Origin of the sequence: Flavobacterium sp. JAS, assembly GCF_020991455.1 — a bacterium.
In the GTDB taxonomy this organism is placed as follows: Bacteria; Bacteroidota; Bacteroidia; order Flavobacteriales; family Flavobacteriaceae; genus Flavobacterium.
Map to the genome: position 1 here is coordinate 170048 of NZ_JAJMOX010000006.1, position 15231 is coordinate 185278.

The window sequence follows — 15231 nt, forward strand, 5'->3', positions numbered from 1 at the left end:
ATTTCAGATCCCAATACTGAAAGTTATGCCGGACTCGAAGAAAATCCTTTCGAGTCTCCACAAAAATCACCTCTTTCTACTTTTTCTATCGATGTTGATAATGCATCTTATACCAATATCAGACGATTTATTAATGAAGGGCAAAAAGTTCCTAAAGACGCTGTTCGTGTTGAAGAAATGATGAATTTCTTTAAATACAATTATCCACAGCCAGAAGGACAGCATCCGTTTTCGATTAATACCGAATTAAGTGATAGTCCGTGGAATAAAAACTGTCAATTGTTGAAAATTGGTCTACAGGGAAAAAATGTTCCGATGACTAATTTACCAGCTTCAAATCTTGTTTTTTTAATTGATGTTTCTGGTTCAATGGATGAAGCTAATAAACTTCCATTATTAAAGGAATCGATGAAGATTTTGGTAAAAGAGCTTCGTCCGCAGGATAAAGTTTCAATTGTGGTTTATGCAGGCTCAGCCGGCGTTGTTTTAGAGCCAACTTCGGGAGATGAAAAAGAAACAATTATGGATGCTTTTGATGATTTAAGTGCGGGCGGAAGTACAGCTGGAGGAGAAGGAATAGAATTGGCTTATAAACTTGCTGAGCAAAACTTTATAAAAGAAGGAAATAATAGGGTTATAATTGCGACAGACGGTGATTTTAATGTAGGTGCTTCATCTGATGATGATGTGGAGAAACTGATCGAAGAGAAAAGAAAATCAGGTGTTTTCTTAACGGTTTTAGGATATGGAATGGGGAATTTCAAGGATAGTAAAATGGAAATCCTGGCCGATAAAGGAAACGGAAATTATGCTTATATCGATAACATTCAGGAAGCCAATCGTTTTTTAGGAAAGGAATTTAAAGGTTCGATGTTTGCTATCGCGAAAGATGTAAAAATTCAAATCGAATTTAATCCAAAGCACGTTCAGGCTTACCGATTAATTGGTTATGAAAACAGAAAATTAAATGCTGAAGATTTTAAAAATGATAAAATTGATGCCGGAGAATTAGGAAGTGGGCACACGGTTACGGCCTTGTATGAAATTATTCCAACTGGTGTCGAAAGTGATTATCTGGCTTCGGATTTAAAATACACAAAAGTAAATAAGAATGATTCTGAAAATAGTGATGAATTGGCGACGATTAAATTTAGATATAAAAAACCTGACGGAGATAAAAGTATCGAAATGGTTAGTACAATCGACAATAAAAAAGTTACTTTAGATCAGAGTTCTTCCGACTTTAAATTCACAACCGCTGTTGCCTGGTTTGGATTAAAATTAAGAGATTCAAAATTTATAACAAGCAGTTCCAGTTCTGATATAAAGAAATTAGCAAAATCTGGTTTATCAAACGACGAAGATGGTTACAAAGCAGAGTTTATTAGATTGGTTGATGCTGTAAACTAGAAGAAAAAACAAAATGAAAAATCCCAAATTCCAATCATTATTAAGTTGGAATTTGGGATTTATTTTATTTTAAATTTAGAAAGTTTATTTCACTTCTTTAATTGTTGTGCCGTCGATCCAACCTTCGGTTCCATCAGTTAGTTCGATTTTTTTCCATTTTCCAAGAGTTTCCATAACGTAAACTTTTGAACCTTCATGCAATAAGAAAATTGCTGCACCGGCTTTTTGTGGTTCGCTTCTAACTTCGCTTAATTCTGAAAAAACAATTGCTGGGCGATCGTTATCAAAATGGCTTTTCTCAGACATTCCGGCGAAAACGCTTAATAATAAAGCAACCAAGAGAACAAACATTCCGATGAAATAGATTCTTTTTGTAAGCGAAAGCTGTGAAAAATAATACCCAATAAAAGTCAATAGAAATACAAAGGCGATTCCAATAGAGATTTTTGCCCAGGTATTGTAACCAAAAATGCCAGTAAAGTTCTGAATCAGTTTTGCAAAACCTACTTTCGGAACTTCTTTAATCTCGTCGATTGTTAGTTTTTTGGCAAATTTTAAATTGTTCAAAGTCTCCGCATCATTAGGTTTTAAAACTAAAGCCTTCTCGTAATTATAAATCGAAGGTGCTACGTTATTTAACTTGTAATAACTATTTGCCAGGTTAAAGTACAATTCTGCAGATTGTTGTTTGTCTTCTTTAATAATACTTTCATAAACATCTACAGCTTGCTGATATTGTGCTTTTTGGTACAATGCATTTCCTTTTTCAAAGCTGCTTTGAGCAAAGAAAACCTGTGTGATTAATAAAAAAAGATATACTATATGTTTCATTTTATTTTCTTTAAACCCAACAGGTTTTTAAAACCTGTTGGATTTGATTCTTTAAACTTTGTGAACTTAAAATCTACACAATCTAAATCACTTTTCTTAGCGCACTTTGCGGTAAAATAAATTGCGGTTAAAATTTAAACTATTTGTTTTTCCAGTTCAGAAATTATCAAAACAGCTTTGTCATAATCCTGCTGAATCGAAGCGCTTGATGCCGGAGCATAACGTGCAAACTCACAGTTTTCGGTCAAATTAATGAAATTTTGAACTGTTTCTGGATTTGAATTTCTTGACAACAACAATTCGCGAATATTGTCTTTGCTCATTTCTGAAGTTTCTAGATGTAATTTTGCTTTTAAGAAATTGTGCATTGCTTTCTCCAAAGCGATATAGAAAGGCTCTTTGTTGCTAAGTTGTTTCTTGGCTTCAGATAAATATTTCTTCGCCAGTTTGTTGTTCATTCTAATACGGTTTCCGGTAACGTCGCCATCAATTGCTTCTTTTCGTTTCTTACCTAAAACAATAATTGGTAAAATTACAAACGGTAAAAACAACAGTATATAATACAAATTAGAACCATAAAAATCATTTTTAGCAATTGCTGTTAATGTTGTTTTTGGTTTGATGTATTTGAATTGTTCTGTTTTTGAAATCACATTTTTAGCAGCTGTTGCATTTGTTTCTGCCTGCATAGGTCCGTCCAGAACATCCACCATGATTTCTGGTGAAGTTATGGTTTTATAAGAACCTGTACTCAAATCAAAATAAGAGAATACCATAGGTTTTATAGCGTACTTCCCTTTGTATTGCGGAATAATAGTGTATTTGTCTGTGATTTTTCCTGACATTCCAGACAGTGAAGTTGTCACTTTTTCATCATGAACCGGATCATACATTTCTAACGCATTAGGTACAACAGGTTTTGGTAAAGTAAACAATTTCATGTTTCCGTTTCCTGACGCACTAACAATTAAATCAAGACTTTCTCCACTTTTTAAAGTCGTTTTAGAAGGAGTAACCGTAAAATTAAATTTACCAACAGCACCGCCAAAACCTTCTGGTTTAGTAGCTTCCGGAAGAGGTCTTACATTGATTGTTTTTGCACCGGCCGAAACAACCTTGTTGCCATCGGTTACAATCATTTGACCAAACATATCACGACGATTCGATGGCAATTGTACACCAATATCTAACGAAAGCGGTTCAATAGTAAGTCTGCCTGATTTTTGAGGATATAGAATAGTTTTCTTTAAGATTACATAATAACATCTTTGACCTTGATAAGTTCCTTGTTCAACGGCCAATTGTTTAATGTCTATATTCTGATTCCAGAAGTCGTTATATTTTGGCTTAGCCAATTCTTTAAAGCCAGTAACATTGATATAATTGAAGTACAGCTTGTAAACCACTGTAATAGGTTCATTCAGATACGGATTTGTTTTTGAAATCTCGGCAACAAGATTCAGCATTTCATCTCCGGTAGAAGATCCTTGAGGTCTGCTGTTGTCATTAGGGTCTCTTTCTTGCGCGACGGCATTTGTAACAACGATTTTTATAGGCGATGTTTTGTAAATCTGACCGTTGTATTCAATCGCAGCCTGTTTAATATAAACCGTTCCTTTTTGGTTGGGTTGTAAGATGTAAGAGTATATTTTTTGAAAAGAACTTCTTCCGTTTACCCAGGATTGACTTATTTGCTGACTTGGACCGCCTACAATTCTAAAACCTTCAAATGCAGGTTGGTCAAAGTTGTCTCCATCAACGTTCATGATAAAGTCAACACGTAATCTTTCGTTCAGTCCGAGCGTGTTTTTGCTTACTCTGGCCTCAAATTGAACTTGAGCCAGAAGCCCTTGAAAAGTGAATAGTAATAGAATTAAATATCTTTTCATTAAATTGTTTTCAGTTTTTGTTTAACTGTTGTATGGTTAATTTGTTTAATCGGTTTTTTTACAGTTTTATTGTTTATTCGAACTAACAGTTAAACGAACAAACGATTAAACTAAAAGTTTTACCAGTCTTTTTCGGTTTTTTTAGGAGATCCTTTTACTTTTTGAGCGTTTACTTTATCCTGAACTTTCTTTTCTTCATTGTTTACGGCATCTAATAAATTCTGAACTCGCTCTTTAGAAATTCCACCAGGCTGTGGCTTTGACTCCCCGTTATTGTCTGATTTATCATCTTTCTTCGGATCGTTTTTACCATCTTTTTTATCCTTGTCTTTATCGCCCTTGTCGTCTTTCTTATCTTTATCCTTGTCTTTGTCCTTATTTTTATCTTTGTCCTTGTCCTTATCTTTGTTTTTATCCTTATCCTTGTCCTTGTTTTTATCTTTATTCTTATCGTTTTTCGGAGGATTTTCTTTTAGTTTTTGTTTTGCATAAGCATAATTGTAACGTGTTTCATCATCCGTTGGATCGTTACGTAAAGCTTCTTTATAAGCCTCAACCGCTTGCGTATAATCTTTCTCTTTCATTAAAACATTTCCTAAATTGTGAAATGCTTTATGTTTCTCAGGTCTTGTTTTGGCATTTTTTATCGCTTTCGCGTAAGCAAATTTAGCTTCCGAAACCTGGTTTTGTTTATAAATAGTATTTCCTAAATTATATGGAGCAGTCGCGCGCTTTGGAAATTTTGATTCTGAAATTCTATAATTAGCTTCAGCATCAACAAATTTATTCTGCTTATATTCTTCATTGGCATCAGGCAATGTTTTATCCTTTTCCTGAGCTGAAACAGCTAAAGAAAACGTTAGTAAAATATAAAGAAGCAAATTTTTCATTCTAATTTTTTATGTTTTTTAGTTTGCCACGAATTACACCAATTATCACTAATTAATTCTTTGTGTTTGAATTTTACGAATAGAGTTTAAATACTTTTATTCGTGATAATTGGTGTAATTTGTGGCTAACTTTATTATTTCTTTTCGTTAAATAAATTCAACTCTTTTATCCAATTTGTTTTTCTTTCTAAAAGGAAAATATCAACAAACAATAATAAGAAAGCAAAGCCAATGAACCATTGAAATTGCGATTGAAAATCGGCCATTTGAGTGGCTTCAAATTCAGTTTTCTGAATGTTGTTTAAGGCGTTTTTGATATATTCTAAAACCTCCTTAGTATTTCCGCCATATACATAACCGCCTTTTGTAGCTTTTGCAATGGTTTTTAAACCTTCCTGATTTAGTTTTGTAATAACAGTTTGTCCGTTTTGATCTTGTTGATAGCTTTTTACTACGCCATTTTCTTTTAACGGAATTGTACCTCCTTTTTCTGTTCCGATACCAATCGTAATGATTTTCATTCCCATTTTATTGGCTTCTTCGGCAGCAGCAGAGGCGCCTTCAGAATGATCTTCTCCATCAGAAATCAGAATCAAAAGTTTACTTGTTTTGCTTTTTTCGTCAAAATAAGTTGATGACATTCTGATCGCTTCATCGAGCGATGTTCCTTGTGATGAAACCATATCCGGAGTCATACTTTGCAGGAACATTTTAGCAACGCTGTAATCAGATGTAATTGGCAAAACCGGGAAAGCACTTCCCGCATACGCTACAATTCCAATACGGTCATTCCCTAAGTTGTTGATGATTTGCGAAACCAGTTGTTTACTTTTCTCTAAACGGCTTGGCGCAACATCTTCGGCAAGCATACTTTTAGAAACGTCAACCGCAAAAACAATATCAATTCCTTCGCGTTTTACCGTTTCCATTTTTGTTCCAATCTTCGGATTCACCAATCCGATAATTAAACAGGCAAGTGCCAAAAGTAATACCGATAATTTTAATACAGGTTTAAAAACAGATCGCTCCGGACTCAGTCTTTTTACCATTTCAAGATCACCAAATTCGCGTTGTTTTTTTCTTTTCCAATACATGTTGAAAAGGAAAATACACACCACAATTGGGAGCAATAATAAAAGATATAAATATTTTTTTTCGTCTAATTCCATATAATTTTTAAAATTCCAATCTCAAACCGTAGAGATAAATTCCAAATTCCAATTCTGTTGCAAATTCCAATCTTTTAAATTCCAAATTCCAATTTGTCATTTGGAATTTTACCCGAGCTATCGGGTTTTTGGAATTTTTTAATTTTGAAAAAATTAAATAAAGCTTCTATAAACCGTATTTCTTAAACCTACTTCCAATAATAATAAAAAGGCTGCTAATAAAACAAAAACTCTGTATTTTTCATCGTAATCATAGAATTTTAATTCCTGGATTTCAGTAGTTTCTAATTTATTAATCGCGTTGTATATTTCGGCTAATCTGTCATTGCTTGTTGCTCTAAAATAAGTTCCATCAGTTTTGCGAGCAATACTTTTCATTAATTGTTCGTCGATTTCAACTTTTTGCATTTTATATAAAAATCCTCCATTTGGTGCATAAGCATAAGGAGATTCTGCCATTCCGTTAGTACCAATTCCAATGGTGTAAACTTTTATTCCGTATTGTTTAGCAATATCAGACGCAGTTTCCGGCTCGATAAATCCGGCATTATTAACACCATCGGTCATTAAAATCACCACTCGGCTTTTTGCTTTACTGTCTTTAAGACGGTTTACAGCAGTTGCCAATCCCATTCCAATTCCGGTTCCGTCTTGTAAAACCGTATCATATTTAATTCCTTTTATCGCTTCTAAGATAATAGCTTTGTCACTTGTAACCGGAGTTTTTGTATAAGCTTCTGAGGCGTATAAAACCAGTCCAACCCTGTCATTAGGTCTCTCTCCAACAAAATCTGCGGCTACTCTTTTTAAAGCTTCCATACGGTTTGGCTTTAAATCTTTTGCCAGCATACTTCCTGAAACGTCAATTGCAAGAACAATATCAATTCCTTTTGTGGTTTTAGTCTGACTGCTAATATCAACTGTTCTTGGTCTAGCCAAAGCAATAATTAACGAACATAAGGCTATAATTCTAAAAACGTATAAACAAGGTTTTAATTTCGTCAACAGCGATTCGCTATTTTTGAAACCTTGCGTCGAACTCATTTTTAAAGTAGGTGACTGTTGATTTCGTTTCCAAAAGAACCAAGCGATCGCAATAGGAATCAATAGAAACAACCAAAAAAATTCTGGGTTTAAAAAAGTTATCTTATCCATTAGTTGCTCGCTTTTTGAAGTTCAACAGAATTTAAAATTCGGTCTGTAATATCATTTGCATAAGTATCACCTTCCTGATGTAAGATCACAATTTGCTGTAATCCCTGATCTTGTTTGAAAAGCAAAATTTCATAATATGCTTTTGAACTTGTTTTGTCAACCGGATTTAAAACTGTCATTGTTCCGTATCCTTTTAATCCCTGAATACCTTGATTGGTTTGAAAATCTTCTTGTTTAACAATAATATTTTGTCCGCCCTGAGCTTCAATTACTTTTAGAGATCCTTCTAAAGCTTTTGCTAAATCAAGTTCCACAGGATTTTTGAATTTACTTGTTGAAACTGCAATATAAAAGTTGTCAATCATACTTCCGTAAACAAAAAGCTGCATTTCTTTAATTAGCGCCATTGTTTCTTTTGGTAAGAATTTTTGAGTATCCATTCGTTTTAAAACTTTGGGAGTTTCAATAAGAACAGCAGGATTTCCGTAAGCACTTTTTACCCATTCTCCTTCTAATAATTCTTTAGACGGATGTCCAATAACGTTGTCTTTTACGTAATTGAAACCTTTGGTAGCAATAAAGAATGTTGTTGTAGCAAATATTAAGAATACAACAGTTCCTATAGCAATTGCAATACGTTTGTTGCGTTTTTTTAGCAGTTGTTGTTTGATTTGTTTTTGTCTCTGAGCTTCGTTTAATAATTGGTCCTCTTCTTCAGTCTCAACTTCAGTTGGAATTGCATTATCAAGCGTCAGAATTACTCTTTGAATTTTATTTCTGTCTTCGGTAATTTCAAATTCTAAAGGTTTAGATTTTGCGAATTTTACCAAATCCGCCTGACGTAAAACACGCTCCAGATTCTCAACCGTTTCAGGAGTCAGCGTCATTTTCTTTTTGGTAGAAGCCGTTCTGATCGCCTGAATCAATTCAGATGTTGTGCTTTCCATTGCCGGAATATGAATTGCTTCTTCAATATAATTACGGGCAATATCAGTCAGTTCACTATAATATTCTTTGATTTCACCTTTTTGAACCAATTCTTTTTGCTCCAGATTGTTTAGCAAACTTGTCGCTTTTTCGATAGGAGTTTTATAAACTTCTTCTTCGATTTTTTTCAATTGACGTTTTTTAACGTACCAATATACAAAAGCTCCAATGGCAAGAATAACGATAAAAATCAAAAGATAAATCCACCAATTTCCCATTCCGCTGTCAGCAGCAGTAATGTCTTTGATATCGTACATCTTTTGTTGTAACGTATCGACTTTTACATTGGCAACTTCAACACGAATAGAATCTGATAAATATGGCTGTTTGTCAATTAAAATCTTAATACTCGGAATGGTATATTTTCCGGAATCAAATTGTGTTAAACCATATTTTTTGATTAATTCGTAAGTGTCGTTTTTCTTCACTGTATCAATTGGATACGACTGAATTACTTCAAGTTGTCCAATAGTTTTTAGTTTAGGAAAAACAACTTTCGACTTTGAACTGACAACCGTTTTAAGCGTTAACTTAAACTCGGCTCCAATTTTATTTTTTGTAGTATCAATACTGGTCTCCACTTGTTTTTGCTGGGCAAAAATAGAGGAGGAGAGTAAAAATAGAAATATGTAAAATTTTAATTTCATTTGATTTTTGATTCAGATTTTAGTCTAAAACGACTGCTTAAAATGGCACGCGGATGACGCGGATTTAAGCAGATTTTATTTTTGGATATTTATTTTAAAATCTAATACTCTAAATATTAACGTGATTTAAAGTAACCTAATAATTTTGTTACGTAATTTTCGTCAACTCTTGTATTTACAACACCTGCACCCGATTTACTAAAAATATCTTTGAAATAATTTACTCTTTCATGATAGTGTTTTTCATAATTCATTCGCACTGTTTTTGAACCTGTATCAACCAATTGAATTTTTCCGGTTTCGGCATCAAGCATGGATACCATTCCTAAATTCGGAATTTTTTCTTCACGAATATCATACACACGAACTCCTGTAATATCATGTTTTTTAGACGCGATTTTTAAAGTATGCTCATAATCTTCAGACATGAAATCGGAAATCATAAAAACGATAGCTTTCTTTTTCTGAGTTCCGGATAAAAACTTCAAGGCTTGTGCAATATCGGTTTTGTGGCTTTTTGGTTCGAATTCGATTAATTCACGAATGATTCTCAAAACATGCGAACGACCTTTTTTGGGCGGAATATACAACTCTACATTGTCAGAGAATAATATTAAACCAATTTTGTCATTATTTTGTGTAGCCGAAAAAGCCATCGTTGCCGCAATTTCGGTGACGATGTCTTTTTTAAATTGACTTTTTGAGCCAAAACCTTCAGAACCAGAAATGTCAACCATTAAAACCATGGTCAACTCTCTTTCTTCTTCAAAAACTTTTACGTGGGCTTCATTGTAGCGTGCAGTTACATTCCAATCGATGTTACGAATGTCGTCGCCATATTGGTATTGACGTACTTCACTAAAAGTCATCCCGCGTCCTTTAAATGAAGAGTGGTATTCTCCCGAAAAGATGTGATTACTCAATCTTTTGGTTTTGATTTCTATTTTCCGTACTTTTTTTAAAAGCTCTTTTGTATCCATTTTATTTGTTTAAAGTTTAAAAGTTTCAAGTTTCAAGTTGGCTTTACAGCAACCTGAAACTTGAAACATTAAACAAATTTTTAAGGTACTTCAATCTCGTTTACGATTTTGTTGATAATGTCTACAGAAGTAATGTTTTCGGCTTCAGCTTCATACGTTATTCCAACTCTGTGACGTAAAACATCATGTACAACTGCGCGAACATCTTCTGGAATTACATATCCACGACGTTTGATAAAAGCGTAACATTTTGCTGCATTAGCTAAATTGATACTTCCACGTGGTGATGCTCCAAAACTAATAAGAGGTTTTAAGTCTGCAAGTTTGTACTTCTCTGGATAACGAGTAGCAAAGATGATATCTAGAATATATTTTTCGATTTTTTCGTCCATGTATACTTCACGGACAGCTTCTTGTGCACGTAAAATTTGTTCTACAGAAACTACTGGATTTACTTTTTCGTAAGATCCTTTTAAGTTTTGGCGAATTACAAAACGCTCTTCGTCAATTTTTGGGTAATCAATTACGGTTTTAAGCATAAAACGGTCAACTTGCGCTTCCGGAAGTTGGTATGTTCCTTCTTGCTCAACAGGGTTTTGAGTTGCAAGTACTAAAAACGGACGATCAAGTTTGAAAGTCGTGTCGCCAATAGTTACTTGTTTTTCCTGCATCGCCTCCAAAAGTGCTGACTGAACCTTTGCCGGAGCACGGTTAATCTCATCGGCAAGGACGAAATTAGCGAAGATTGGCCCTTTTTTAATTGAGAACTCGTTTGCTTTGATGTTATAAATCATCGTTCCAATAACATCGGCAGGTAATAAGTCGGGAGTAAACTGAATACGACTGAATGAACCCTGAATCGCTTGTGACAAAGTATTTATTGCTAAAGTTTTTGCCAATCCGGGAACACCTTCAAGCAAAATATGCCCTTGTCCTAAAAGTCCAATTAGTAAACGTTCGACCATATGTTTCTGGCCCACAATAACTTTGTTCATCTCCATTGTAAGAAGGTCTATAAAAGCACTTTCTCTTTCAATTTTCTCATTTATCGCTCTAATGTCTAAAGTCGTTGTATTTTCTTCCATATAAATATTTTTAAAACCTTTTTAAAACGTTGATTTTTATGCCTTACTTTTGAGAGTGCAAATTGAATATTTTTTGAGAAGTAAGATGTTAAAGAATGGTTAAAACTTCGACCAAAGACCTAATTTTAAGGACGAATTGGGAATCTATTTTTATATTTTTAAGAACTTTGATGATTATGCTTTAGAAAAGCATATTTATTACCAAAAATAACGCAATAAAACCATGAGTAAAACAGCATTATCGCCTATAATTTCGGGCACTATGAATTGGGGTGTTTGGGATAAAAACCTTACACTTAAGGAAATGGAAAACATGATACAAATTTGTATCGAAAACAAAATTACAACTTTTGATCACGCCGACATTTACGGAGCTTATACCACCGAAGCTGATTTTGGAAAAGCATTTCATGCCAGCAAAATTGCGCGCGAAAAATTACAATTAATTACCAAATGCGGTATTCAGATGATTGCTGAAAATCGCTCGGAGAACAAAATCAAACATTACGATTATTCTAAAGAATATATTATTTGGTCTGTTGAAGAATCTTTAAAGAAGCTGAAAACAGATTATGTTGATGTTTTTTTATTGCACAGACCTAGTCCGTTGATGCAGGCAGATGAAATTGCAGAAGCAGTTGAGAAATTAAAATCTGAAGGGAAAATTATTGACTTTGGACTTTCAAATTTCACCAGTTCTCAAACCGAATTGATTCGTCAGAAAACAGAAGTTAGTTATAATCAGGTGCAATTTTCAGCTACTCATTTTGAAGCGATGACCGATGGAAGTTTAGATTATATGCAAACGCACGGAATTCGCCCGTTGTCATGGAATCCGCTTGGAACAGTTTTTAGAGAAGACACTAAGAAAACACGTCGTTTGAAAAAACTATTTGCCGAATTGGTTCAAAAATATGGTTTTGGGTCTGATACCCTTTTGTTGGCCTGGATTTTAAAACATCCGGCAGGAGTAATTCCGATTGCGGGAACTGTAAATATTGCCAGAATTCAGTCGCTGATGAAAGCCGTTGAGTTAGAAATGGAGAAAGAAGACTGGTTCGCCATCTGGACAGAAAGTATGGGCGATGATGTACCTTAATCTATAAAGTTATATTGATAAAAAAACAGCTATACTTAATATTTAGGTATAGCTGTTTTTTTTTATATCTGAATAAATTATTTATTGTAAAGTCAGAGTATTCATGTTTGTAATTTGCCCGTTGACAACCACTACATTTGGAACTACTAAAGGCGGTAATGCCGAGCTCACGTCTGGTGTGATGGTTACCGTATAAGTTCCTGCTGGAATTCCGTTTAGCTGAAAAGCACCCAATTCATTTGTATAAGCTGATACTGTTGCATCGCCAACCTGAACTGATACTAAAGACTGAACAGCAATTGGGTTTACAATTCCTTTGATTGCGCCAGATGTAGCTGTCGTAGAAACTCTGATTACGGGATGTAAGTTGTAATTGCCAGAGCCGCCAGCCTGAACGACAACAGAATGTTCTACATCAAAATCTAATAAAAAATCATAAGTTGCACCTGATACAAGTGTTTGATTAACTTGTAGTTTTAAACCTGATTGTTGAGCACTTGGAGTTTTTAAAGGATAAGTTGTACCATCTTTAACAACCGTATTATGCTCGCCAAGAACCAATCTTATTTGACCTAAAAATCCTGAAGGAACTTGATTATCTGCTAAAAGAACATTTACACCGCCTGTTAAATCAAGCAAATTGTAGATACCTGGGGTTATATTTCCGATGCTAACCCATCCGTCCTCATCGGTTTCTGCATTGCTTTTAATTTTAACATCTAATACTTCAACGTTTACTTCGTCGTAATCGCCTGGAGCATCACTCATTCTTACGCTAACTTTTGAAGTTTGAGCGTTGTTGTCATCATTACTGTTACAACTTGTAAGAAATAAGCAAAGCAACAATGTCAGGAGAAGTATTTCTAAATTAAGTTTTACTTTTTTCATGACTTTCTTTTTTTTAAATTAGTAAATTAATAACGCAGAATAAAATTCATTTAGTGTATTTATGCTGTAGTTTTGTAGATATTTTAATCGAATTTTAAGGAAAAAGTTTGATTATCTCTTAAAAGTAGGAAATTTAAACCATGAAAAAAACTGTATTAATAACTGGAGCCACAAGCGGAATTGGAAAAGCAACTGCACAAATATTGGCTAAGAATAACTATAAAATTGTCCTTTGCGGAAGACGTATCGATCGTTTAACGGAATTAGAAAAAGAACTTTCGGCTTTTACAGAAGTGCATTCTTTGTCTTTTGATGTTCGTGATAAAAATGCGGCTTTTGATAGTATTAATAATTTACCTGAGGAGTTTTCTTCAATTGATGTTTTAATTAATAATGCTGGAAATGCGCACGGTTTAGACCCAATCCAGAACGGAGATGTTGACGATTGGGATGCTATGATTGATATTAATGTAAAAGGTCTTTTGTATGTTTCGAAAGCGGTAATGCCAAAAATGATCGAAAAAAAATCGGGTCATATTATCAATATTGGATCAACGGCTGCAAAAGAAGTTTATCCAAACGGAAATGTATATTGTGCCTCAAAACATGCAGTTGATGCCATTACACAAGGAATGCGAATTGACTTGAATCCGTACGGAATTAGAGTTGGAGGAATTCATCCCGGAATGGTTGCTACCGAATTTAGTGAAGTCCGTTTTAAAGGTGATGTCGAAAGAGCTTCAAATGTGTACAAAGGATTTGATCCGCTACAGGCAGAAGATATTGCCGATATTATTCATTTTGTAATTTCAAGACCGTATCACGTAAATATTGCCGATTTGGTTGTGATGAGTACAGCGCAAGCGTCTTCGACGATTGTTAAAAAGAATATTTAAAATTAGATTGTTAGACTTCTTAGAAAGTTAGATCTTTAGATTAATTTAGAATCTGAAAATCAAATAGTCCAACAATCTAAGAAGTCTAAAAATCTAAGAAGTCTAAAAAGATGATCAACAAGCGCCTTTTAATAAAAAATCTCCTGGCTCATAATGATGAGAGCAGTTTTTATGACAAAAAAAGGCAGTTGAATTTACATTCGCGTGAAGGAAAAGGGAAATTTCTGAAACACATTTGTGCGTTGTCAAATTCAAATCCAACCAATAATTCTTATATCGTTGTTGGGGTAGAAGATCAGGATAACGAAATTGTAGGCGACGATTTCTTCGACGATAGCAGAATTCAGAATCTTGTCAACGCTTTTCTGGAAAATCCGCCTAAGATTCAATATGAAAATGTGCCGTTCCCGAATCTTCCGAAAGATAAAGTTGTGGGATTGGTTACAATTAAACCCAAAAGCAAAATATCGTATTTCAAAAAAGGAATTCATACAACTCCGGCCAATAGTATTTTTATTAGACGAGGAAGTAATTCGATTCCTTTAGAAATTACTGAAGAAGTTGAAAAAAATTATCAAAATACAGAAACGGTAATCGATATCGAAAATAGTTCGCGAAATAGTATCCAATATACACTTGACGGCGTTATCGATTTTATGAATTTCAGACACAAAGACATGTCGCCTAAATATCATGTTTTTAAAGAATTGTTTGTGATTTGCTGGGCGGGAGTTCCTAAAAAATCCCGAGATAAAACATTCTTGTCCCGAGTTGATATTGAGCTGATAAACGAACAAATTAAACTTTTTTACTCGGCTCAGGATGTTGTTACGATAGTTTTTGACGACGATAGTTTTACCATTACAGAATATGTTCCGCTAGGTTTGAATGACAAAACGAGTTATTATCCTTTAGAGAAACAAACGATTCATTTTTTCGACAACGGATATTATAAAATTGATCGCGAAATGCTTTTTCAACCTCCGGAATTCAATCGGAAAATGCTGTACCATATTTATAATTCGAATATGTCATTGCTTCAAAAACTCCAAAAAGGAATTCCTTTATCAGAACGTGAATTAAAAGATCTGGAAAATCTTCCGTCAACTTTTATGATTTGTTATTTGAACGGTTTTGATGATGCGAAACAAAAACTGATCGACGCAAAATTACTTCTGAAACCTTTTGGGAATATCTATTTGTCTTTTAAAGAAGCATTGAGGATTTTGAGAAAGATGAAGTATGATTTTCAGGAAGGTTCAAAGTAGCAGAGGTTCAGAGGGGCAAAGGTTTTCTGTAGAGACG

General features: G+C 34.1%; 12 protein-coding genes and 1 pseudogene. 4 read left to right on the forward strand and 9 right to left on the reverse strand.

Annotated elements, in window-relative coordinates; all coding sequences use genetic code 11:
- Positions 1–33: 33 nt before the first annotated feature.
- Positions 34–1410: pseudogene (locus tag LPB88_RS10275) on the forward strand (von Willebrand factor type A domain-containing protein); the annotation flags it as partial.
- A gap of 84 nt (positions 1411–1494) precedes the next feature.
- On the opposite strand, the gene LPB88_RS10280 reads toward LPB88_RS10275, so the two are convergent.
- The 8 genes from LPB88_RS10280 to LPB88_RS10315 all read right to left on the reverse strand — a co-directional run bounded on the left by LPB88_RS10280 (position 1495) and on the right by LPB88_RS10315 (position 11043).
- Positions 1495–2241, reverse strand: coding sequence for a tetratricopeptide repeat protein (locus LPB88_RS10280; protein WP_230715181.1), 747 nt, complete (start codon positions 2239–2241; stop codon positions 1495–1497).
- A 134-nt stretch (positions 2242–2375) separates the two neighbouring features.
- The gene (locus LPB88_RS10285) at positions 2376–4130 is read right to left on the reverse strand and encodes a BatD family protein (protein ID WP_230715184.1); all 1755 of its coding nucleotides are present in this window, start codon (positions 4128–4130) and stop codon (positions 2376–2378) included.
- A gap of 119 nt (positions 4131–4249) precedes the next feature.
- Positions 4250–5020, reverse strand: coding sequence for a tetratricopeptide repeat protein (locus LPB88_RS10290; RefSeq protein WP_230715186.1), 771 nt, complete (start codon positions 5018–5020; stop codon positions 4250–4252).
- A 134-nt stretch (positions 5021–5154) separates the two neighbouring features.
- Entirely contained in the window at positions 5155–6189 is a 1035-nt protein-coding gene (locus tag LPB88_RS10295; RefSeq protein ID WP_230715189.1) for a VWA domain-containing protein, read from the reverse strand.
- Positions 6190–6342: 153 nt separating this feature from the next.
- The gene (locus LPB88_RS10300; protein ID WP_230715191.1) at positions 6343–7344 is read right to left on the reverse strand and encodes a VWA domain-containing protein; all 1002 of its coding nucleotides are present in this window, start codon (positions 7342–7344) and stop codon (positions 6343–6345) included.
- The gene (locus LPB88_RS10305) at positions 7344–8978 is read right to left on the reverse strand and encodes a hypothetical protein (protein WP_230715193.1); all 1635 of its coding nucleotides are present in this window, start codon (positions 8976–8978) and stop codon (positions 7344–7346) included. The genes LPB88_RS10300 and LPB88_RS10305 overlap by 1 nt, the downstream gene beginning before the upstream one ends.
- A 116-nt stretch (positions 8979–9094) precedes the next feature.
- Entirely contained in the window at positions 9095–9958 is an 864-nt protein-coding gene (locus tag LPB88_RS10310; RefSeq protein WP_230715195.1) for a DUF58 domain-containing protein, read from the reverse strand.
- Between the two features lie 80 nt (positions 9959–10038).
- On the reverse strand, positions 10039–11043 hold the full coding sequence (locus tag LPB88_RS10315) for a MoxR family ATPase (protein ID WP_230715197.1): 1005 nt from the start codon (positions 11041–11043) through the stop codon (positions 10039–10041).
- Positions 11044–11266: 223 nt separating this feature from the next.
- On the opposite strand from LPB88_RS10315, the gene LPB88_RS10320 reads away from it, so the two are divergent.
- Complete coding sequence (locus LPB88_RS10320; RefSeq protein WP_230715199.1) at positions 11267–12142, forward strand: aldo/keto reductase family oxidoreductase; 876 nt, start codon at positions 11267–11269, stop codon at positions 12140–12142.
- An 81-nt stretch (positions 12143–12223) separates the two neighbouring features.
- Here the strand turns inward: LPB88_RS10320 and LPB88_RS10325 are convergent, their stop codons facing one another.
- A complete protein-coding gene (locus tag LPB88_RS10325) occupies positions 12224–13030 on the reverse strand; it encodes a DUF4382 domain-containing protein (protein WP_230715201.1) in 807 nt (268 codons plus the stop codon).
- 140 nt (positions 13031–13170) lie between these two features.
- Here LPB88_RS10325 and LPB88_RS10330 point away from each other — a divergent pair, with 140 nt between their 5' ends.
- Positions 13171–13926 (forward strand): SDR family NAD(P)-dependent oxidoreductase, encoded by a 756-nt coding sequence (locus LPB88_RS10330; RefSeq protein ID WP_230715204.1) that lies wholly within the window; start codon positions 13171–13173, stop codon positions 13924–13926.
- Between the two features lie 110 nt (positions 13927–14036).
- Positions 14037–15194: an ATP-binding protein gene (locus tag LPB88_RS10335; RefSeq protein WP_230715206.1), complete on the forward strand. Its 1158-nt coding sequence runs from the start codon at positions 14037–14039 to the stop codon at positions 15192–15194.
- Positions 15195–15231 lie beyond the last annotated feature (37 nt).

Coding starts and splice junctions, on each gene's coding strand:
- LPB88_RS10280 (WP_230715181.1), bottom strand. CDS start 2,241: ATGAAACATATAGTATATCTTTTTTTATTAATCACACAGGTTTTCTTT.
- LPB88_RS10285 (WP_230715184.1), bottom strand. CDS start 4,130: ATGAAAAGATATTTAATTCTATTACTATTCACTTTTCAAGGGCTTCTG.
- LPB88_RS10290 (WP_230715186.1), bottom strand. CDS start 5,020: ATGAAAAATTTGCTTCTTTATATTTTACTAACGTTTTCTTTAGCTGTT.
- LPB88_RS10295 (WP_230715189.1), bottom strand. CDS start 6,189: ATGGAATTAGACGAAAAAAAATATTTATATCTTTTATTATTGCTCCCA.
- LPB88_RS10300 (WP_230715191.1), bottom strand. CDS start 7,344: ATGGATAAGATAACTTTTTTAAACCCAGAATTTTTTTGGTTGTTTCTA.
- LPB88_RS10305 (WP_230715193.1), bottom strand. CDS start 8,978: ATGAAATTAAAATTTTACATATTTCTATTTTTACTCTCCTCCTCTATT.
- LPB88_RS10310 (WP_230715195.1), bottom strand. CDS start 9,958: ATGGATACAAAAGAGCTTTTAAAAAAAGTACGGAAAATAGAAATCAAA.
- LPB88_RS10315 (WP_230715197.1), bottom strand. CDS start 11,043: ATGGAAGAAAATACAACGACTTTAGACATTAGAGCGATAAATGAGAAA.
- LPB88_RS10320 (WP_230715199.1), top strand. CDS start 11,267: ATGAGTAAAACAGCATTATCGCCTATAATTTCGGGCACTATGAATTGG.
- LPB88_RS10325 (WP_230715201.1), bottom strand. CDS start 13,030: ATGAAAAAAGTAAAACTTAATTTAGAAATACTTCTCCTGACATTGTTG.
- LPB88_RS10330 (WP_230715204.1), top strand. CDS start 13,171: ATGAAAAAAACTGTATTAATAACTGGAGCCACAAGCGGAATTGGAAAA.
- LPB88_RS10335 (WP_230715206.1), top strand. CDS start 14,037: ATGATCAACAAGCGCCTTTTAATAAAAAATCTCCTGGCTCATAATGAT.